Source organism: Nonomuraea monospora, from assembly GCF_039531895.1.
GTDB classification, from domain to species: Bacteria; Actinomycetota; Actinomycetes; order Streptosporangiales; family Streptosporangiaceae; genus Nonomuraea; species Nonomuraea monospora.
Genome location: NZ_BAAAQX010000055.1, coordinates 19652 through 40573, shown reverse-complemented (window position 1 = coordinate 40573; position 20922 = coordinate 19652). Strand labels below are relative to the sequence as shown.

General features: G+C 70.4%; 17 protein-coding genes. 9 read left to right on the top strand and 8 right to left on the bottom strand.

The genetic code is table 11. The features are described from left to right. Window positions 1-12: 12 nt before the first annotated feature. From ABD331_RS55820 to ABD331_RS55790, 7 genes are all read right to left on the bottom strand, one after another. The gene (locus tag ABD331_RS55820; RefSeq protein ID WP_344494858.1) at window positions 13-4551 is read right to left on the bottom strand and encodes an RHS repeat-associated core domain-containing protein; all 4539 of its coding nucleotides are present in this window, start codon (window positions 4549-4551) and stop codon (window positions 13-15) included. A gap of 330 nt (window positions 4552-4881) precedes the next feature. Continuing rightward, window positions 4882-6066, bottom strand: a complete 1185-nt coding sequence (locus ABD331_RS55815) for an SGNH/GDSL hydrolase family protein (protein WP_344494856.1) — start codon at window positions 6064-6066, stop codon at window positions 4882-4884. An 11-nt stretch (window positions 6067-6077) separates the two neighbouring features. Beyond that, complete coding sequence (locus ABD331_RS55810; protein WP_344494854.1) at window positions 6078-6905, bottom strand: endonuclease/exonuclease/phosphatase family protein; 828 nt, start codon at window positions 6903-6905, stop codon at window positions 6078-6080. Between the two features lie 51 nt (window positions 6906-6956). Then, window positions 6957-7763: a carbohydrate ABC transporter permease gene (locus ABD331_RS55805; RefSeq protein ID WP_344494852.1), complete on the bottom strand. Its 807-nt coding sequence runs from the start codon at window positions 7761-7763 to the stop codon at window positions 6957-6959. Continuing rightward, window positions 7760-8620: a carbohydrate ABC transporter permease gene (locus ABD331_RS55800; RefSeq protein ID WP_344494850.1), complete on the bottom strand. Its 861-nt coding sequence runs from the start codon at window positions 8618-8620 to the stop codon at window positions 7760-7762. The genes ABD331_RS55805 and ABD331_RS55800 overlap by 4 nt, the downstream gene beginning before the upstream one ends. A gap of 29 nt (window positions 8621-8649) precedes the next feature. Then, window positions 8650-9891, bottom strand: a complete 1242-nt coding sequence (locus ABD331_RS55795) for an ABC transporter substrate-binding protein (RefSeq protein WP_344494848.1) — start codon at window positions 9889-9891, stop codon at window positions 8650-8652. Beyond that, on the bottom strand, window positions 9888-11120 hold the full coding sequence (locus ABD331_RS55790; protein WP_344494846.1) for a Gfo/Idh/MocA family protein: 1233 nt from the start codon (window positions 11118-11120) through the stop codon (window positions 9888-9890). Before ABD331_RS55790 ends, ABD331_RS55795 begins: the two co-directional genes overlap by 4 nt. A gap of 71 nt (window positions 11121-11191) precedes the next feature. On the opposite strand from ABD331_RS55790, the gene ABD331_RS55785 reads away from it, so the two are divergent. The 3 genes from ABD331_RS55785 to ABD331_RS55775 are packed head-to-tail and all read left to right on the top strand — an operon-like array spanning window position 11192 to window position 13900. Beyond that, on the top strand, window positions 11192-12295 hold the full coding sequence (locus tag ABD331_RS55785) for an ROK family transcriptional regulator (RefSeq protein ID WP_344494844.1): 1104 nt from the start codon (window positions 11192-11194) through the stop codon (window positions 12293-12295). A 22-nt stretch (window positions 12296-12317) separates the two neighbouring features. Continuing rightward, entirely contained in the window at window positions 12318-13253 is a 936-nt protein-coding gene (locus tag ABD331_RS55780) for an inorganic phosphate transporter (RefSeq protein WP_344494842.1), read from the top strand. Continuing rightward, window positions 13250-13900, top strand: a complete 651-nt coding sequence (locus ABD331_RS55775; protein WP_344494840.1) for a DUF47 domain-containing protein — start codon at window positions 13250-13252, stop codon at window positions 13898-13900. The genes ABD331_RS55780 and ABD331_RS55775 overlap by 4 nt, the downstream gene beginning before the upstream one ends. A 90-nt stretch (window positions 13901-13990) precedes the next feature. Here ABD331_RS55775 and ABD331_RS55770 read toward each other — a convergent pair whose 3' ends face one another. After that, on the bottom strand, window positions 13991-14764 hold the full coding sequence (locus tag ABD331_RS55770; RefSeq protein WP_344494838.1) for a glucose 1-dehydrogenase: 774 nt from the start codon (window positions 14762-14764) through the stop codon (window positions 13991-13993). Window positions 14765-15040: 276 nt separating this feature from the next. Between ABD331_RS55770 and ABD331_RS55765 the strand changes: the two genes are divergently transcribed. The 6 genes from ABD331_RS55765 (at window position 15041) to ABD331_RS55740 (ending at window position 20922) form a co-directional block, all read left to right on the top strand. Next, on the top strand, window positions 15041-16393 hold the full coding sequence (locus tag ABD331_RS55765; RefSeq protein WP_344494836.1) for a sensor histidine kinase: 1353 nt from the start codon (window positions 15041-15043) through the stop codon (window positions 16391-16393). Continuing rightward, the gene (locus ABD331_RS55760; RefSeq protein WP_344494834.1) at window positions 16390-16806 is read left to right on the top strand and encodes a roadblock/LC7 domain-containing protein; all 417 of its coding nucleotides are present in this window, start codon (window positions 16390-16392) and stop codon (window positions 16804-16806) included. Before ABD331_RS55765 ends, ABD331_RS55760 begins: the two co-directional genes overlap by 4 nt. Continuing rightward, window positions 16806-17162 carry a DUF742 domain-containing protein gene (locus ABD331_RS55755; protein WP_344494832.1) on the top strand — a complete coding sequence of 119 codons (357 nt, stop codon included), beginning with the start codon at window positions 16806-16808 and terminating at the stop codon, window positions 17160-17162. Before ABD331_RS55760 ends, ABD331_RS55755 begins: the two co-directional genes overlap by 1 nt. Beyond that, window positions 17143-17736 (top strand): GTP-binding protein, encoded by a 594-nt coding sequence (locus ABD331_RS55750; protein WP_344494830.1) that lies wholly within the window; start codon window positions 17143-17145, stop codon window positions 17734-17736. Before ABD331_RS55755 ends, ABD331_RS55750 begins: the two co-directional genes overlap by 20 nt. An 8-nt stretch (window positions 17737-17744) precedes the next feature. Continuing rightward, a complete protein-coding gene (locus ABD331_RS55745) occupies window positions 17745-19019 on the top strand; it encodes a cytochrome P450 (protein ID WP_344494828.1) in 1275 nt (424 codons plus the stop codon). A gap of 481 nt (window positions 19020-19500) precedes the next feature. Then, complete coding sequence (locus tag ABD331_RS55740) at window positions 19501-20922, top strand: hypothetical protein (RefSeq protein WP_344494826.1); 1422 nt, start codon at window positions 19501-19503, stop codon at window positions 20920-20922.

Genomic DNA, 20922 nt, shown 5'->3' with positions numbered 1-20922 from the left:
TCCCATCAGTCGTCAACCGGGCCGGGGGCCGTGCCATTCGCCGCCGAGAATCTGAATGCCGACGCCCTGCGTCCTCGTTGTGAACTTGCGCCTGGTCTCCGCCGTGACTTCCGCGGGCGTCGCCATCCGGTAGGGCACGGACTCCAGCCCGGCCTTCTGGAAGGCGACAAGTCGACGGTGGTCCAAGGTGAACAGCTGGTCACCGCGCTCGTAGAGGCGGATGGTGGGCAGCTCGGCGGGGCTCAGCGTGCCGTTCCGCAAGGCTTCGGCGGTCTCTTCGATAGTCTGTCCGGTGCTGAATCGCGGACTGACGGTGTCCTGCGAGAAGAGTATCTCGTTGGGGTTGATCTCACCGCGAGCCGGATACGGGCTGAGCCCCAGAGGATCGAGCCAGGTTTCCGGGTTGATTACATAGGAGTACGGGTTCCAGCCGCCGGACAGCCCCAGGGGGTCGCTGGAGGTGTAGCGACCGCTCGCAGGGTCGTAATACCGGAACACGTTGTAGTGGAGGCCGGACTCCTCGTCCGCATACTGGCCGGGGAAGCGCAGCGGGCAGGACGCCCCCGCCGACCTGACCTGCGCGACAGAGCCCCACAGGGTGCGCCGGGCGCGCCAGGTGAGCGTGCCCTCGGCGTCGATGAGCTCGGACGGGGTGCCCGCCAAGTCGGTGGTGATGGCGTAGAACTGGCGGTCGATCCACTCCTGGTCGGCGTCCCGTACGCGCTCGGCCTGGGTGAGCGGCCGAACTCCCGCCGGCTCCCACTCCCAGACGGTGGCCCGTCCCGCCGTGCTCTGCTCGGCGAGGCTGAAGCCATCCCAGGTGAACTCGACCCGATCCGTTCCGTCGAGGCGTTCCTTGGCCACGCGGCGGCCGAGGGGATCGTAGACGTAGCGCCACCGGCTGCCGTCCGGGGTGACGAGATCGGTCAGCCGATCGTCGGCGTCCCAGGCGTAGTGCCAGGTCCTGGGCTTGGCGGACAGGCCCTTGCGCCGGCGGAGTACCACGCGCCCCTGCGCGTCGTACTCGTAGCGGAGGTGTCCCGCCCGGCGGAGCTGGGTGCCGGTGTGAGCCCGCGGACCCTGCCCGTCCGTCTGGCCGCCCGTCTGGCCGCCCGTCTGGCCGTCCGAGGGCCACGTGGCGTCGGTGATCTGGCCGGCCGGATCATAGGTGTAGCGCTCGGTCCAGTTGAGACCGTTCAGGGCGGTGACCCGGCCGGCCGGGTCGAGGTCGTAGCGGCGGCGTCCGGCCAGCAGGTCGTCGATGCCGGTGAGCCCGCCGTCCTGGCCGTAGGTGTACGTGCGCCGCTGCAGCACCCGCCCCCTCGCCGTGCGCAGCGTCTCGTCGCGCAGACGGGAGTCGTCGTCCCAGTCCTGGATGAGCGACACGTCGGCGCCGAAGCTTCGCAGGGTCTGCCTGCCTGCCGGATCGTGGGCGAAGTGCATGGTCTGGCCCGCGGTGTGCAGGGCTGCCGGTTGGCCGGCCTCGTCGTACTGCCAGGTGCTCTCGGCTCCGGACGGGGTGCGGCGGAGCACCCGGCGACCGGCACCGTCGTAGACGGAGACCAGCGAGCGGCCGTCGCAGATCTCCTCGGTGATCCGGCCCCGGTCGTCGCGGACGAGGCGCAGGTCGGTCTCGGGGTTGGCGGCGTGCGTGAGCCGGCCCGCCAGGTCGTAGGCGAACGTGGTGACGCGATCGCCGGAGCGCTGCTCGACCACCTGGCCCAGCACGTCACGCTTGTACTGGATGGCCTGGCCCGCGCCGTTGACCCGTTCGACGAGCCGGCCCGCGGCGTCGTGCCGGTAGGTGACGGTGCGGTCGTTGAAGTCGGTCTCGCCGGTGCGGGCTCCCGTGGAGTCGTAGGTGTAGCGCCAGGTGAGGCCGAGCGGATTGGTGACCTGCGTGAGGCGCAACTCTGTGTCGTAGCCGAACTCGATTCGGGCACCGTCAGGGGTGGTCCGGGCCACGGGCAGGTCGAAGGGGCCGATGTCGAGCCGGGTGGTCCGGCCGAGCGGATCGAGGTGCTCGGTCAGGTTGCCTTCAGGGTCGTGCGTCCACTGTTCCGTGGCACCGCCGGGAAGGGTGCGCCCGGCCGGTTTGCCCTCGACCGTCCAGCTCTGGCGGGTGACGTTGCCGAGCGGGTCCGTGATCGCGGTGATCCGGCCGAAGGCGTCGCGGTCCAAGCGGGTGACGGCGCCGAGCGGGTCGGTGACGGCGATGGGCAGCCCGGCCAGGCTGTTCTCCACGGTGGTTGTGTGACCGAGGGCGTTCGTGATCGAGGTCAGGTGGCCATGTACGTCGTAGGTGTAGGTGTTGCCGGAGTCGGCGGTGAGGTTGCCGCGTTCGTCATGGGTGAGCCGCCACTCGTGACCATTGAAGTCGGTGATGGTGCCCGGCAGATCCAGGTCGTCGCGGGTGAACGTGCGGCGGGCGCCGTCCGGGCGGATGATGGCGGTCAGGGTGCGGGAGTCGTAGGTGTAGCGGGTCGTGCGGCCGAGCGGGTCGGTCTCGGCCAGCAACCGGTCATAGGGGTCCCACTCGTAGTGAGTGGTGTTGCCGAGCGCATCCGTCTCTTGAGTGACCTGAAGCAGGTCGTTGTGGTGGTACGTGGTTTCGTGGCCGAGGGAGTCGCGGGCCGCGGTGAAGCTGTCGGCGTAAGAGATGCGGGTGTCGAAGATGCCGTCCGAACCACGGCCTTCGACGCATCTGCCCTGCTCGTCGTAGGTGTAGGCATACCAGGTGCCGATCCGGTCGGTCCAGCGGGTCATCCGGCCGTGCTCGTCGTAGCTGAAGCGCAGCGGCAGGCCGGAGGAGTTGATCACCTCGGTGAGGTTGCGGTGCTCGTCGTAGCGGTAGGCGATCAGCGTCTGCCGGGCCTCGCGCAGCCGGATCGACACGACCAGGCCGGCGTGCGTCTCGATGTCGAGGTGGTACCCACCGCAATGGGCCACCTCGGCGAGGATCCCATCGTTGGTGTAGCGGAGGTCGATGCGGTTGCCGTTGCGGTCGGTGATCGCGATGAGCGGCAGCACGTCGGCCATCCCTGAGGCAGCCCTTCCAGCGGCGGCCGTGCCGGCGTCGCCGTCTTCTTCCTCCACGGCGGCGAAGTGCAGGGTGCGGCCGGTGGCCGGATCCGTCACCTGATAGCCGTCGTCGCCGTCGCGGGCCAGCACCAGCCGCGGCCCCTCCCCCGGCAACAGCGCGTCATCCGGCCCTGGGTGCGCGAAGCTGAGCAGCGCGCCACTGGCCGACGCCAGGCACACGCCCTCATCGTCGACTTCCAGCCGCTGGTCGAAGGTGGAGGCCCAGCCCGGCCCGAACCATCGTCCGACCCGGTAGCCCGACAGATGGGTCCGCTCCAGCACCAGCGGCAACACCCCCGGCAGCTCGAAGTCGGTCTGCGGCAGCAGCACGGTGCCGGTCGGAAAGTGCACCGGGTCCTTGCTGAAGAACTGCTTGGTCTTCTGCCACGCCGTGCCCACCGCCGTGGAGACCCGCCCCGCCCCTGCGGCCATGGCCCCGCGCAGCCCCGCACCCCGCACCGCCGACGCGCCCGCCGGGATCCCGGCCCGGAACAGCCCCACCGCGGTACCGCGTCCGGCCCGCACCCCCGCCGCCAGCCCGCCCAGCGCCGCGACCGCCTTGCCGCCCTGGGCCAGCAACCCGACCTGACGGCCGCCTGGAATCACCCCCAGGCCGTCCAGGACGACCTGACCCAGGCTCGCCTTGCCCTGCCGGTACTTGTTCAGCGTGTCGGCGAACACCACCGCCCCGGCCACCACCGCCGCCCCGAGCAGGATCGCCCCCGCCAGCCCGCCGGTGCCGATGATCAGCACCGCTATCCCGGCCACCATCGCCACGTTGCGGGCCAGGTTGACGAAGTCGTCCCAGGACCGGAACGGCGTGGAGACGGTGTCCCACGCCTTCTCCAGCCACGACTTGTTCTGGATGCCGCTGCCTTCCAGCGCCTGCTCGATCTCCTCGACCGCCCGCGACTCCGCGTCCCCCCGCAGCCCAGCGGCTTCGTCGGCGATCCGCCGCGCCCGGCCCCGGTCGGCCTCGGCGTTCTGGGCCCGCGCCACGGCGGGCCGTACCGCCGCCTGCACCGCCGGATCGGCGGCGCCGACCGCCGCCTCCACCTCCGCCAGACTCCCCGTGGCCGCCGAAGCAGGCAGCTGAGCCCGCACCTCGCGCAACGCGCCCTGATACTGCTCCTCCGCCGCCTGCCCCTGCCGCAACGCGCTACCGGCCTGGGTCTTGGCCTGCTCCAGGCTGCCCGCGTAGGTGCTCAACGCGGAACCCGCCCCGCGATAAGCCTTGCCCAGCTTCGCCAACTCGCCGGGCAGCGTCTGCAACGCCTCGGTGTACTTGACCGCGTAGTCGCCGCGCATGTTCAACGCCGAACTATTGGCCGACACCCCGTTCAGCCGGGCCGTATTGTCCTCAGCCAGCCTCGCCTGCTCCAGCAGGCGCGTCGCCAGCGCCCGCACCTGCGCCGGATCCCCCGGAGCAGGATCGCCCGCCAGCCCGAGAATCTCCCAACCACCCGGCATGCGATCACCCGCCTCGCCAACCCCTGATGAGGTTTCGCGGAGTGGTACGCAACCGGCCACGCGCGGAGTTCAGCAATCAGGCGCTACTGGCATCGAGGCCTCCATGCCGGATGTGTAACCCATCAGCACTGACCCGCCGCACAAGAGAGAGGGACAAATGGCATATCACGCCGATGGTCAAGAACGCATGGGTCGTGGGTTCAAGTCCCACCCGCCCTACCACGCTGACCTGCGGCTTTACCCTGATCGTGAGTCCCTCCTCCAACACCGCAGCCGGCCCGGCATGTGCGCGACGCCCCGCACCTGTGACGGCGCGGGGCAGGGCGGGCGTCACCGGAGCAGGGAGAGATCCACGGCGTCCGCCATCGCGGCGAAGCCGGCGGCGTTGGGGTGGAGGTGGTCGCCCCTGTCGTAGGCGGGTGCCAGGGACTGTGGATCGAGGGGGTCGGCGACGGCGGTGGCGAAGTCGATGACGCCGTCGAACTCGCCGCTGGTGGCGATCCACGCGTTGACGGTCCGGCGGTGGGCTTCGACGGTCCCGGTGTGGCCGGAGCCGCCCTTGCACGGGGTGATGGTGCCGCCGTAGATCTTCGCACCCCGGGCGCGCACCTTGGTGATGATCTCCTTGTAGGCGGTGATGAGCTGGTCGGCGGTGGCGCCGTTGCGCAGGTCGTTGCCACCTTCCAGCAGGATGACGTGCGTCAGCCCCGCCCGGGAGAGCACGTCGCGTTCGAGGCGGTTGAGCAGGCTCTGGCCGTCCTGGGCTGTGTCGGTGAGGACTCGGTTGCCGCCGATGCCGGTGTTCACCACCGCGGGGTGGCGGCCCGGCTGGGCCGCGAGTCTGGCCGCCAGCCGGTCGGGCCAGCGTTCGAAGCCGTCGACCTTGGTGCCCGAGCCGTCGGTGATGGAGTCGCCGACGGCCACCAGCGTGCCGGGGGTGGGGCCGTGGTTCACGGCGACGGCGTCCAGGAAGATCCAGCTTCGCATCGTGGCAGGGAAGGAGCCGCCGTCCGGGTCGCCGGTGTGGTCGCCGGGTTCGGAGACGTAGTTGGTCTGCACGGCCGAACGGTGCCAGGTCGCCGGACCGGTGGCGGTGGGCAGGTAGACGCTGACCGCCAGGTGCCGGCCCGTTCTGACGTGCAGACGGATCGAGTCGCTGCGCACCGTCTGCCCCGCCGGGACGGTCACCGAGGAGGCGCCGGAGAACGTGACCGGGCTCAGCGTCCCCTCCGCCAGGCTCGCGCCGCCTTCGCTGAGCGCGACCGTGACGGCGCCGAACGTGACAGGCTGATCGCCATGGGCGTTGGAGAGCCGGACCCGGACGGCGTTGCCGCTGCCGCGCATGGGCACGACCATGCGGATGGTCTGGTTGTCGTAGACCGGAGGGATGGCGGCGGCCGACGAGCGGTGCAGCGCGGTGGCCCAGGCGTCCACCCAGTGGCCGCCGGGATCCGCGTGTGCGGGGGCGGTGGTCAGCGCCAGGCCGAGGACGGCGGCGAGGAGGGGTCGGAACATGGTGACCGGTCTCACGGCAGCAGGACGTCGGTGACGAGCGGCAGATGGTCGGAGACGTCAGTGCTCACCAGCCAGGCCGAGCGCACATCGGAGCCCTTGGGCACGAAGATGTAGTCGAAGCGCCACGTGTTGGCCGCCGACAGTCCTTCGCCGACTCCGATTCGGGCCCACACGTCGTCATAACGGTCCGTGAAGGTCGTCATGCCGGGGAAGGAGGGCACGGCGTTGGTGTCACCCAGGAAGATGACGGGTTCCGCGGACTGGCCGAGCAGGTTCACGATGGCGTCGGCCTGTTCCTGCCATTCGGCGTCGCTGGTGTGCTGCATGTGGGAGTTGCCCAGCCGGACCCTCTTGCCCTGAATGTTGACGACGGCCTCCAGCAGCCCGCGCGGCTCACTGCCGGAGTATTGCGGAAGGCGGGTGTTGCGCGATTCGAGAATGGGCCAGCGGGACAGGAACGCCGTGCCGTACTGCCGGCGGGGCTGACCCGCCTCCAGCGGGTCGAGGTCGATGTTGGGACCGTACGTCTGGTGCATGCCGAGCATCCTGGCCAGCTCGCTCGCGGTGTCGAGCCAGTTGCTGCGCACGCGGAAGTGCTTGTCGACCTCCTGCAGCCCGACGACGTCGGGATCGATCGCCTCGATGATCTCGGCCGTGTGCTCGAGGTCGAAGACGTTGTCCGGCCCCGCGCCGTAGTGGATGTTGAAGCTGGCCACGCGGAGGACTCCGCGCTTGATCCGGCGCTTGTCCACGGTCGCGGCGGCGCCGGCGGCGGCCAGGCCGACTCCGGCCGCCGCGACCGCGCTCGCGCCGAGCAGACCTCTTCTGCTGATGCTCATGGTGGGGGGTTCCTTCCTGTTCACGGGAAGCCGATGACCGGGAAAACGTGACTACTTGAGCGCGCCGGACGTGAGCCCGGCGACGATCCGCTTCTGAAAGACCAGTACGAGGATGACGAGGGGGATCGTGACGATGACGCCGGCGGCCATCTGGGTGCCGAAGGGCGTGTCGAAGTCCGAGGCGCCGCCGAACTGGGCCACGCGTACGGTGGCCGTCTGCATGTCCGCCTTGCTGATCATGGTGAGGGCGATCATGAATTCGTTCCAGGTGGCGAAGAACGCCAGGATCGCGGTGGTGAACACGCCGGGGGCGGCGACGGGCAGGATCACCCTGCGGAAGGCCCCGAAGCGGGTGCAGCCGTCGATGGTGGCGGCCTGCTCCAGCTCGTGCGGCATCTGGCGGAAGAACGCGGTGAGCGTCCAGACGGCCAGCGGCAGAGCGAACGACATGCTCGGGATGATCATGGCGTGGTAGGTGTTGATCCAGCCCAGCTCGGTGAAGAGCTTGAGCAGGGGAACGATCAGCAGCGCGCCGGGGAACATCGAGGTGCCGATGATCAGCCCGAGCACCAGGTTCTTGCCGCGGAAGCTGAGCCGGGCCAGTGCGTAGGCACAGCAGATGCCGAACAGCAGCGTCAGCACGGTGGTGGCGGCCGACACGATGAGGCTGTTGAGCAGCGCTCGGCCGAAGTCGCTGTGCCCGGAGAAGACCGCGGCGTAGTTCTCCAGTGACGGTGGCGACGGCCAGGGCGTGGTGCTGAAGATGTCCCCGGTGCGGCGCAGGCTGGAGACGATCATCCAGTAGAACGGCGCCAGGCAGTACACCACGATGACTCCGGCGGCCAGGGCCTTCTTCATGCCGCTCGCTTCCTTGATCGCGCGTCGGCGAGCAGGTCGGCGCCGAGCAACCGGACGAAGATCAGCACGATGACGGACACGTAGGTGATGAGCACGATCCCGTACGCGGCCGCGGGCCCGTATCTGAGCTGGGTGGCCTCGTCCCAGACCAGGGCCGGCAGGGTCTCCACCGAGAGCTTGCCGCGGCCGATCATCACGAACGGCAGGTCGAACATGGCCAGCGCGTCCAGGACGCGGAACAGCACCGCCACCACCAGCGCGGGCTTGACCAGCGGCAGCGTGATCCGCCAGAACGTCTGCCAGGCCGAGGCCCCGTCCACCTTCGCGGCCTCGTACACCATGGCCGGGATGATCTGCAGCCCAGCCAGCACCAGCAGCCCGACGAACGGCGCGGTCTTCCAGACGTCGGCGATGATGACGGCGAGCTTGGCCTGCACGCCTTCGGTCGTCCACAGGATCTTCTGGCCGATGATGGCGTTGGCCACGCCGTCGGCCTGGAACACCCACCGCCACATCAGCCCGGAGATGGCCGTGGGCACCGCCCAGGGGATCAGGATGCTGGCCCGGATCAGGCCCTTGCCACGCAGGACACTGTGCATGACCAGCGCCATGGCGACGCCGAGCAAGGTCTCGAGCACGACGGTGGTGAGGGTGAACACCGTCGTGTTGGCCAGGGCGTTGACGAAGCGCTCGCCGAGCAGCCCGGCGTAGTGTGCCAGGCCGACGAACCGCTCGCCCTCGACGACGAAGCCGTCGGCGTCCAGGCCCTCCCCGCTGACGTACATCGACTCGCGGACCACGGCGAGCAGGGGGTAGAACACCACCAGGGCCAGCACGAGGAGGGTGGGAGAGATCATCAGTGCGGTGAACCACCGCGCGCCGCGCATCATTGCTTGAGCAGCCCCGACAGTTGCTGCTGCAGCCCGGCCAGCGCCTGGTCGATGGCCACCTCGCCGGACAGCGCCGGGTAGACGGCGTTCTGGATCGCGGCCGTCACGTCGCCGTACTTCACGGCGACCGGCCGGGGCTTGGCGGCGAGCACGCCCTCCTTCAGGGAAGGGAGGTAAGGGTACTTCGCGACGAGTTCCTGGTCGTCGTAGAGAGCCGTGCGCGAGACCGGGGTGCTGTTGATCGTGGCCCAGATCTTCATCTGCTCGGCCGAGGTGAAGAACGCGATGAAGTCTTGGGCGGTCGCCTTGTTCTTGGAGAAGGCGGAGATCGCCAGGTTGGCGCCACCCAGGGTGCCGCTGCCCAGACCGTCGAGACCGGGGATGGGGGCGACGTCGACCTTGCCGGCGAGCGGGCTGTCGGGGGCGTTCACGGTGCCGTAGAGGGAGGCCCAGCTCCGCGCGAACAGCACCTTGCCCGACTGCAGGGCGTTCTTGACCTCTTCCTCCTTGAACGTGATGCCCTCCTTGGGGATGAGGCCGCTCTTGAATCCGTCGACGAGGAAGCTCAGGCCCGCCTTGGCGGCGTCGGTGTTCACCGTGGGATTGCCGGAGGCGTCGACCACGGTGCCGCCGGCGGACTGCACGGCTTCGGAGAAGGAGACCGTCAGGCCCTCGTACTTGTCCAGCAGACCGGCGTAACACGACATGCCCTGCTGCTTGGGGAGCACCTGGTCGCAGCTCTTCTTCAGCTCCGCCCAGGTCTTGGGAGCCTCGCTGAGCAGATCCTTGCGGTAGTAGAGCAGCCCGGTGCCGGTCAGCCAGGGGGTGGCGTACAGTTTGCCGCGGTAGCGGGCCGTCTCCAGGGTGGGCGCGAGGAACTCCTCGGTCTTGAGTGTGCCGTCGGGCACCGGGTCGATCCACCGGTTGGCGGCGAACTCCGCCGTCCACACCGCGTCCAGCATCATGACGTCCATCGCGTCGGACTTGGTCTGCGCGTTGTTGATGAGGCGCTGCCGCTGGCTGTCGGCGTCCTTGGGCTGGATGTCGAGGGTCACCTTCTCGTCGGGGTGCGCGGCGTTCCAGGCGTCGATGACCTTCCTGGTGGCCTCCTCGTGGCTCTGGGTGTCGGTGAGCGTGATGGGACCGCGCCCGTCGGCGCCTCCCGGCTCCTCGCTGGTGCCGCAGGCCGCCGTGGCGGCGAGCGCCAGTGCGCAGGTGAGCGCGAGCGCTCTGGTCATTGCTGCTCCTTCAGGGTGACGACGGTTCCGGTGAGGCGGGCCTCCTCGGCCGCCCACGCGATCTCGTGGCTGTGCAGGCTCTCGCGGGGATGGGACAGGATGGCGGACGGGTTGTCGCCGGTGATCGCGTCGAGGAAGGCCGTGACCAGGCCCTCGTCACCGCCGCTGTGCCCATCCTTCGGTGTCTGCGGGTCGATGACCTCGGTGGCTCCGGTCACGAAATCGGTCACGGTGAGTAGGTTGCCGTCCCCGTCGATCGAGCCGCGGGTGCCGAAGATCCGGGTCTTGCGCGGCGCCTTCGGGGAGAACGCCGTCATGGTGAACGAGGCGGTCGCCCCGCCGTCGAACTCCAGGTCCACCACCTGGTGATCGACCACGTCGTTGTCGCAGGTGTAGACGCAGCGGCCGTAGGGGCCCTCGCGCAGCGCCCGCAGGACGCCTTCCTCGCTGGTGTCCTCGCTCAGGACCGACAGCGGCCAGCGCTCGCCGCCGCCCACGAAGGGCAGATAGATGCGCTGGGCGGCGTACGGGCAGTCAGCCGCCACAGCGCAATCCAGGCAGCGGTCCGCGGCGCCGGCGGGCTGATTGGCGGCCGTGAAATGCTTGAGCCCGCCGAAGGACGACACCCGGGAGACCCTGCGGCCGGTCACGTACGCGAGCCAGTCCAGGTCGTGGCACGATTTGGCGAGCAGCATGAACGTCGCCTGGTCCGTACGCCGCCAGTTGCCCCGCACATACGAGTGGGCGTGGTGCCACCAGCCGACCGGTTCCAGGTGTTCGATGGTGACGATCTCGCCGATCCGCCCGCTGTCGAGCACCGCCTTCATCGCCCGTGTGTAGGGGGTGTAACGCAGCACGTGACAGACGGCGAAGAGCACCCCCGCCTTCTCGGCGGCCTCGACGATCCGCAGGCAGTCCTCCAGCCGGATGGCCATCGGCTTCTCCAGCAGAATGTGGTAGCCGAGCTCGGCGAAGCGCACCGCGGGCTCCACGTGCTGGGCGTCCAGCGTGGCGATGACCACCGCGTCGGCGATCCGCGGGCGGGCGGCCAGTTCCTGCCAGCTGTCGAAGCCGAGCGCGCCCGGGTGCTCGGCGAGCATGGCGTTGCGACGCCGGACGTCCGGCTCGGCCACCGCGGCCAGCCTGGCCCGGCCGCCCATCGTCGCATACCTGGTGTACCTGGTCCCCCGATCGCCTGCACCCACAAGGGCGAGGCCAACTTGCGACATGTTCCGACTCCAATTATGAGAAGATGCGACGTAAAGCTAGAGTTCGACCACTTAAACCGTCAAGGGGGATTATGAGAACATCTGACGTAACTCATGACACCGCCCTGCTTCGCCGCCTCAACACCCGCGCCACGCTGCACGCTCTTCGCCAGGGCGGCGCCCAGACACTGACCCAGCTCGCCCGCGCCGCCGGCCTGTCGCGGCAGACCGCCGAGGTGGCTCTCGCCGACCTGGTCGAGCGCGGCCTGGCGGAGGAGGCCGCGCCGACCGAAGGCGGTGCGGGCAGGCCGGCCAGGCGGTTCAGGTTCCGGGCGGACGCGGGCCATGTCGTCGGCGTCGACGTCGGCCCTCGCAGAATCCTGGCGATGCTCGCCGACCTCAACGGCGATGTGCTCGCCGAGCAGCGGCTCGACATAGACGAGCGTCTGCCCGCCGCCGAGCGTCTCGCGCTCGCCGAACGAGCCGCCACCGCCTGCGCCGATGCCGCCGCGGTCGCACGCGGCGGGGTGTGGGCGGCCACGGCGGGCACCTCGGGCGTGGTCGACCGCTCCGGCATGGTGACGGTCTCCCACCTGATCCCCGGCTGGACGGGGCTCGATCTCGGGGGCCAGGTGGGCCGGTGGTTCGGCTGCCAGGGATTCGCGGCCAACGACGCCAACCTCGCGGCCGTCGCCGAGCACTGGCGGGGCAGCGCCCGCCACGTGGACGACGTGGTCTACGTCCTGTCCGGCTACCGGGCCGGCCACGGCCTGCTGCTCGACGGGCGGTTGCGCGCCGGGCGGACGGGCAGCGCGGGCGAGCTCGGCAGACTGCCCCTCACCGGCTGGGAGGACCCGTCCGTCGTGCTCGGCAGGGAAGGGCGCGGCGCGGAGGAGATCTTCGAGGCGGCGCGCGCGGGTGAGGAGCGGGCGCTCGGCGTGCTCGACAGGATCGCCCACGGCCTGGCCCGCGGCGCTTCCGCGCTCGTCCTCGTGGTGGATCCCGAACTGGTCGTGGTCGGTGGCGGATTCTCCCGCGCGGGCGAGTTGCTGCTCGAACCCATGCGCGCCCACCTGGCGGCGATGTGCCTGAACCCGCCCGAGGTCGCCCTGTCCACGTTCGGCGAGGAGAGCATCGCCCTCGGCGCGGTGCGCCTCGCCCTGGACCACGTGGATCGCGAACGGCTCGATCTGTGACCCGGCCGGACAGGCGGCGCGCGTGACCTCGGAGTTACTGCTCGCGGGCGTCTTCGCCCTCGTCACCGGCATGAACGACGGCGGCGCGTTGCTCGCCACCGGGCACAAACTGCCCACCGCACGACCTCTCGCCGGCCTCGCCGTGCTGGTCGCGGCGGTCGCGCTGGTACCGCTGGCGACGCACGAGGTGGCGCAGACGTTCACCCTGCGGCTGGCCGTACTCCATGGGCCGGAAGGCAGGAGCGCGATGACCGTCGCCGTGATCGCGGCGCTGGCGGTCGTCCTGACGCTCAGCCACCAAGGCCGGCCGACCAGCCTGACCCTGGCCATCGTCGGAGGACTGACCGGAGCCGGACTCGGCTGGGGGCTCCCGGTCAACGGCGGTTCGGTGGCGCTCGTGCTCGCTGTCGGGCTCGCGGCTCCGTTCGCCGGCGCGCTGGCCGCGCCGCTGATGTCCCGCCTGCTGGCCGCGCTGACCACCACCATCGGGCTGCGGCGCTGGCACTGGGCTGGGCTCGCGCTGCTGTGTGTCGCCTACGCCGCCAACGACGGCCAGAAGATGCTGGCCGTCTTCACCCTCGCGCTGGGCATGACGGGTGCGCCACTGCCCGTCACCTGCGTGGTGGCCGTTCTGTTCGGCATCGGCGCTCTGCGTGGCATGCCCCGGGCGGGCCGCACCCTCAGCCGCGAGATCATCGCCTCCCGCCCCCTGGACGGCGTCGCGGCCGAGACGGGGTCGGCCGTCACCGTGATCGGCTGCGCGGCGACCGGCCTGCCGGTGAGCATGACCCAGTCCATCGCAGGCGGCCTGATCGGCCTGGGCGCCGCGCGCGGTGGCGGCAGGGTCCGCTGGCACACGGCGGCCAGGATCGCGCTGGCCTGGGTGCTGACCCTGCCCGCGAGCACCGCGCTGGCCGCCGTCGCCGCATTCGCGCTGAGGGAGCTGACAAGCCGGTGAGGCGACTGGCCCGGGTACGGGATCTGCTGGCCGGACGGATGGACAGCGCACTGACGCAGGCGCTGCTCAACCAGCTCCAAGCCACCAAGCAGGGCGTCTGGCTGGCCCTGGCGATGACCGGCGGGGAGGTGGACAGAGCCAGGGCGCACGAACGGATGCGCTCCATCGAGCACCTGGGCGACACCGAGCGAGCCCGGGTGGTGGCGCAATTGGAACACGCCCTGATCACCCCGATCGACCGCGAGGACCTGTTCCGGTTGTCGCGGGCCATCGACGACGTGCTCGACGCGCTGCGGGACTTCGTCCGGGAGTCTTGTCTGTATCGAGTGCCGGAGCAGACGCAGTTCGTTCCGCTGCTCGACCAGCTCCTCGTCGGCGTCGAGGCGCTGGAGGGCGCGGTACGCGCCCTGGCCGCGCTACGCGCCCTGGCCGCGCGCGCTCCGGCGGTGGCGCACGACGCCCTGGAGGCCAAGAAGGCCGGCGGCGCGGTACGCCGGATGTACCAGTACGAGATCGCCCGTATCTTCTCCGGCGAACTGTCGGCCGAGGCGATGAAGGAACGTGAGCTCGTACGCCGATTGGAGATCGCCGGTATGGCGATCGCCAACGCGGCCGACGCCGCGGCCGACGGTGCGATGAAGCGATGAACGCGGCGCGGACGGAAGTGGTCGCTGGCCTTCCCCTCGTGGCGTGCGCCAGTCTCCTCGTCGCCGCGGAAGGCGGGCGATGACGTGCGCTCAGCGTGCCGTCATGGCGCCGTCCACGGCCATCGGCAGGCCGGTCACGAAGGACGCGGCGTCGGAGCAGAGCCAGGCGATCGCCTCGCCGATCTCCGAGGGGTTGGCGTAGCGGCCGAGCGGGTGGTAGGCCGCCGTTTGCTCCAGCGTCATGATGCCCTGCGCGATGAGGCCGTCCACCATCTCGGTACGCACCGCGCCCGGGCATACGGCGTTCACCCGGATCCCGGAGGTGGCGTACTCAAGGGCGGCCGCCTTGGTCAGCCCGACCACGCCGTGCTTGGCCGCGATGTACGGCGAGACGAGCGGCGCCTCGATGCCGACCAGACCGGCCACCGAGGCCACGTTGACGATCGAGCCCGAGCCCTGCTCCAGCATCTGGGCGAGCTCGTACTTCATGCACCACCAGACGCCCTTGAGGTTGACCTCGAACGAGGCGTCCCAGGACTCCTCGCTCACCTCGTGGAAGCGGCCGTCGCCCGCGGTGTCCACGCCCGCGTTGTTGACCGCGCAGTCGAGGCGGCCGAACCGCCGCACCGTGAAGGCGATCATGTCTCTGACGGCGTCGGCCCGCCGTACGTCCGCCCAGACGAAGTCGGCCTCGCCGCCCGCCTTCTCCACTTCGGCGACCGTACGCCTGCCGCCTTCCTCGTTGATGTCGGCGACCACGACCTTGGCCCCGTGCCGCGCGAAGACCAGCGCCGTCGCGGCTCCGATGCCCGACGCCGCACCTGTGATCAGCGCCGCTCTACCTTCAAGAAGAGAACTTGCCATGTGCGGTCAACTCCAAAGATCGCCTGAAAGAGGACAAGAGGCGACCGTACTTCGAGATGATCACTATGTCGAGAGTATGCGCAACCTAATGACTACATCGCGTGAATTGTCGTAAGATCCAGAGTCACCCGCCCCGCGATCATGGAGATCGGCCGGAACAGGTCGTCACTACGCGTTCGGCCCCGTGACGTCCGCGGTGACCGTGATCCACTCGCCGACGAGGAACCCAAGATGTCAGCATCGGTACGTACTCGCCATCGCGCGACTCCATCACGGGTGGGCGAACCCCTGATCGTCCTGGCGGCCACGGCCGCCGTGACAGGGGCCGCGGCGCTGGCGACCGTGCTCCTCGCCCCGCCCGCCACGCGCACCCTTCTGACCTGGGCCCTCGGCGTCGCGGCCGTCCTGGTGTGCGGCGCGCTCACGTTCGCGGCGTCGAGCAGGCAGCAGGTGCGGCAGCTACGGGGCCGGCTCGCCGCCGGCGACGCCGAGCTCGCCAGGCTGGCCGGTGAGACGCTGCCGGAAGCGGTGCGGCTCATCCACGACGGGGTGTCGGCCGAGTCGGTCCTCGCCCGGGTCCCGCGGCCCGCCGGCAGGGCTCAGCAGCACATTCTGAGCGCCTTCGTCAGCGAGGTCAGCAGGCAGGGGCGGATCCGCGCCGCCACGACCGCGGCCTGCGCCAGCGCCGCCGGCCGGGTGCAGGCCCTGGCCACGAGCATGCTGGCCGATCTGCGCGAGCTGGAGGACCGGCACGACCGGATCACCCTCGGCGACCTGCTGAAGCTGGACCACTCGACGGCCCAGGCCGGACGGCTCGCCGACAGCATCGCCGTACTGACCGGGGCCCGTTCGGGACGGCGCTGGACCAAGCCGATCGTGATGGAGAGCATCCTGCGCGGAGCAATCGGCCGGATCAGCGCCTACCAGCGGGTCCGGGTCCACAACTCCAGCACGTTCGCGATCGCGGGGCACGCCGCGGAGGGCGTCATGCACTCGCTCGCGGAGTTGATGGACAACGCCACCAGCTTCTCCCCGCCCACCGAAGAGGTCCACGTGTACGTGGAGGAGATCACCGCGGGCGCCGTGATCACGATCGAGGACTGCGGGCTGGTGATGAGCCCGGCCGCGCTGGCCAGGGCCGAACGGGCCGTCTCCGCCGAACCGCTGGACTTCACCACGCTGTCCGGCTCCCGGCTCGGCCTGGCGGTCGTCGGCTGCCTGGCCCGCAAGCACGGGCTCACCGTCTCCTTCCGTCCCTCCTCACGTGGCGGCACCGGCGTGGTGGTCATGATCCCGCAGCGGATCATCAGCCAGCACGCTTCGGTCCCGCAGGCACCAGCTCCCCGGCAGGCCCCGCCCAGGCAGGAGGCCCCCGCGCCGGTGGCCCCCGAGGGCGACGGGGAGCTGCACGGCCTGCCGCGCCGCCGCCGCGGGCAGACGTTCGCGGCCGCCTCGTCCGCGCAGACGCGGCCCCAGCCCGCATCTCAGCCCGCCGTAGGGCCGGAACCGAGCCCCACGCGGACGCCGTCGGACACCGGAAGCAAGTTCAGCGCCTTCCACCAAGCAAGCAGGGCACGCAAGAATCCGGCGAACCAAGCACGTCACATGGGTGAGGAAGAAACTCGATGAGAACATCGGATCAGGAACTCGCCTGGTTGCTCGAGAGCCTCCTGGAGAGGACTCCGCAGGCCAGGTACGCCGTGGTGCTGTCGCGAGACGGCCTGCGGCTCTCCCACACCGCCGCGTTGTCCGTGGACCGCGCCGACCAGCTCGCCGCGATCGCGTCCGGGATCCAGAGCCTGTCGTACGGCGCCTCCATCGAGTTCGGCGACGGCACGGGCGGCCTGCGTCAGTCCATGACCGAGTTCCACGGCGGGTTGCTGTTCATCGTGGAGGCGGGGGAGGGAGCGCACCTCGCCGTGGTGGCCGGGGACGACGCCGACCCTGGCGTCATCGGCCACAACATGAACGAGCTGGTCGAGCAGATCGGCGAACATCTGACCGCGCCACCTCGCGCGCCGCAGACGAGCAGCCGGCCCTGATGGCACCGCGCTTGGAGGACGAGAACCCGGACCGCCTCTACATGGTGACCGGCGGACGCAGCAGCGTGGCCGACGACGGCCTCGACCTGGTCACGATCATCGTGAGCGAGTGCGACCCGACTCCGGGCATGCAGTCCGAGCATGTCCGGATCCTCCGGCTCTGCGTGAGCCCGATGGCCGTCGTGGAGATCGCGTCCGAGCTGCGGCTGCCGGTCAGCGTGGTGCGCATACTGCTCTGCGACCTGCTCGACACGGGACGCGTCACCGCCAGGAACCCGCGCCCGGCGCCGGCCGAATCGCCCCTCCCCGACCCCGAACTTCTCAGACAGGTGCTCGTTGGACTCGAACAGCTTTGAACCGGTCGCGCGGGCTCCCTTGGCGAGTTCCGCGACCACCGGACTCAAGATCGTGATCGTCGGCGGGTTCGGGGTGGGCAAGACGACCATGGTCAAGTCCGTCAGCGAGATCCGTCCGCTGAGCACCGAGGAGACGCTGAGCCGGGCGGGCGAGCAGATCGACGACGCGCGCGGCGTGGAGGGGAAGTCCACCACCACGGTGGCGTTCGACTTCGGCCGGATCAGCCTCAACCCCGAGATGGTGCTCTACCTGTTCGGGGCGCCGGGCCAGGAAAGGTTCTGGTTCCTGTGGGACCGCCTGTTCACCGGCACGCTCGGCGCCGTCGTGCTGGTGGACACTCGTCGCCTGGCCGACTCCTGGTACGCCATCGACCGGCTCGAACACCACCGCATGCCGTTCGTCGTGGCCCACAACCGGTTCGGCGAGCCCACGCACTCCCTCGACCAGGTACGCGACGCGCTCGACCTGTCCTCTGACGTGCCGCTCGTCGCGTGCGACGCGCGGCGGCGGGAGTCCAGCAAGGCCGTGCTGATCACGCTCGTCAACCACCTCTATGCCCTGTCCTCCCGGTAGGTGACCTCATGACTGATTTCCGGCAATCCTCCGACGCCGCCTCCTGGTTCGCCGCACCGGCAGAAGGGCCGGACCGGAGCGCGTTCAACGGCGCCTTCCGCATGTACGGCAGGACCTACCACCAGGATCCCGCCGCCGCCTTCACGGAGATGCGCCGGCACGGACCCGTGGTGCCTGTCCTGCTGGAGGGCGACGTTCCCGGCTGGCTGGTGCTCGGGTACCGCGAACTGCGTTACGTGCTCAGCAACCCCACGCTGTTCGTCCGGGACTCCCGTTACTGGAACCAGTGGGACAACATCCCGCCCGACTGGCCTCTCATGGCGTACGTCGGCTACCAGCCCTCCATGCTGTTCGAGATGGGCGCGGCCCACGAACGCCGGGCGGGGGCGGTCAGCGACGCGCTGGCGGCGGCCGACCAGTTCGAGCTGCGCGCGAACTGTGAGCGGGTCGCGGAGGGGCTGATCAACTCCTTCATCGGCTCCGGCCGGGCGGACCTGACGGCGCAGTACGCGAACCCGATCCCGTTGCTCGTCCTGGCGTCCATGCTGGGCCTGCCGGACTCCGACACGCGCGCCCTGGTCGGCGAGGTCGCCACGACGCTGAACGGCGGCCCGGCCGCCATGCAGGCCTACAACCGGGTGCAGGCCATCATGACCGGCCTGCTCGAACTGAAGCGCCGCAACCCCGGCCCCGACCTGCCCTCCCGGCTGCTCGCCCATCCCGCCGGGCTGAGCGACGAGGAGCTCATCCAGGACCTGCTGCTGACCATGACCGCGGGCTCCGACCCGACCGCCACCTGGATCAGCAACACGCTGCAGCTCATGCTGACCGACGACCGGTTCGCCATGACCCTGTCGGGCGGGCGGCGCAGCGTCGGCCAGGCCCTCAACGAGGTGCTGTGGAAGGAAGCCCCGGGGCAGATCGCCATCGGACGGTGGCCGATCATGGACACCCAGGTCGGCGGGCGCCTCATCAAGGCCGGCGACCTGCTCATCTCCGGCCTGGCGGCCGCCAACCTCGACCCGAAGGTCCACCCCGACTTCCACCAGGGCTCGGCGGGCAACCACGCCCACATGTCGTTCGGGTACGGCGCGCACGGCTGCCCGCATCCCGCGCCGGAGATCGCCGAGATCATCGCGCACATCGCGGTGGAGACGCTGCTCGACCGGCTGCCCGACGTGATTTTGGCGGTGCCGCCGGAGTCGCTGGAGTGGCGGTCGTCGATCCAGATGCGCAGCCTGGAGTCCCTGCCGGTCGAGTTCACCCCTGGGTATCAGAGCTGACGAGGGCACTGACGGTCGGCGCGCCGTCCGCCGGCCCAGCGAGCAGACCCTCGCCTGCTCGTTGTACGGGCGGCTCACGTCAGATGCTGCTGACCGCGACCGCGGCTTCTACAGCTTCCCCGCCTGGCAGTACGCGTCCTCGAGCGGCGCAGCCCTGCTCTGGCGTGTCCAGGCCAACGCCCGCCGCGGCAGGGTCCCGCGGTCTCGGACCTGGTCCATCTGAACGGCACTGAACAAAGGCGACATGCCTCCACGATTCCGACACAAGAGAACCGCCGGTCCATACGCGTTCTTGAGGTCGTCCAGTATTCCGCCGACGTGCGGGCCTTGCACGCGCGCGTCCGAGACCGGGCTGCTGGGCCTCGCCACCGACGCGGCTACGATAGGCGGTCATGCCCCCCGTCCCGCCGCGCTTCTCCAAGTCCGGAGATCGAGGTTTGGAGCGCCCTTACCGGACCCGCCGCGTGCCGGCACGCCCGTGATGCCGTTCATCTCCCTTCTCGACCTGCTCGAACGGCAGTGGGCCGGGCAACTGCGCCAAGTGTCGCTGGTGTCGGAGGCCGGCGTTCCCGAGGAGATGGCGACGGCGGCGGCTGAAGCGCTCGGCCACGTCTACGGCCACGAGGAGGTCGCCGTCCGCTGGCCCGCCTGCGTGGCGATCTCGCTCACCCGCATGGCGGCGGCCGGCGAGGCGTTCTGGCCCCGCTGGAGGGCGGCCACCGGACGCCGGGGCAACGCGGCCGGCTGGGGCAGGGCGTTCCTGGCCGCGCTGGACGTCTTCGGGCTGCCGCGTGCGGCCACCGCCGCTCAGTCGATCATGCTGCATGCCGGACGGCCGGCGCCTGAGCCGCCCCGGCGCCTGCTCGACCCGTTCGGCGGGGGTATCTCCGGGCCGGAGGGAGCGGACCTGCTCGTCTTCGCCGAGGACGGCCGCGAGCTGACCGGAGACCTGCCTCCCGGTCCGGTCTGGGTCGCTCATCGCCGCGATGGCGTGCTGACCTCCGATGGCCCGCTGCGCACGATCGCCGAGGGCGTACTGCCCTTCGGCTGGGAACACTGGCGGCTGGCGCTGATCTCACTGGAGGGCGGGAGCTGGCTGGCCGCGGCCTCATCCGGGGCCGGCAGCCGCAGGAGGCCGGTGCGGGGCAGGGCCGGGCCACGGCTGCTGCCAGGGGAGGCCGTCGGCGGCGTCAGCGCACCGGACGGCTCCGCGGTACTGGCCGGACCGCCTGCCCTGTGGCTGCCGCGGGGAGACTGGCGAGTCACGGTCGGACATGCCGGCGACACCGTACGGCGAGCCGACCCCGCCGACCCGTGGGCTCTCCTGCCCAGGCCCTTGCTCGGAACCTTCACCGTCACGAGCTCGGATGCGGACGGCCGGACCGGACGGCACACCGTCACCATCGCCGAAGGGCTGCGGGTCCGCTACGACCCGCCGATCCGGCTGTTCGAGGGAGACGGGCTGGCTCCGGCTGACGTGTCCTTCCACACCGGGCCCGGGCTGACGGCGACGCCGCAGGCGCTCACTCTCACCGCCGCGCAGACGACGCGCGCGCTGACCTGCGTGGCGTCCGGTCGCACGCTGGTGCTCACCGTGCGGCCACCGCACATGCGGGTACGCGTGGATCGGCAGTGGCACACGGCGCCGCCCCGTCTGACGCCGGAGCACCGGTGGCTGCGGCTGGACCTGCCGGGCCTGGCGAACCCGCCCATCGAGGTGATCGCGGGTGGCCGCGCCGTACAGGAGCTGACCGCGCACTCCCGCGGCGATTATCCGCTCGTACGCCTGCGGGACACCGTGCTGGCGCACGGTGAAATCACTCTCAGGGTACGAGATATCACTCTGGCGACCATGTCCGCTCCGCTGGGAACCACGTCAGATCCCTGGCTCTGCAACGATTGA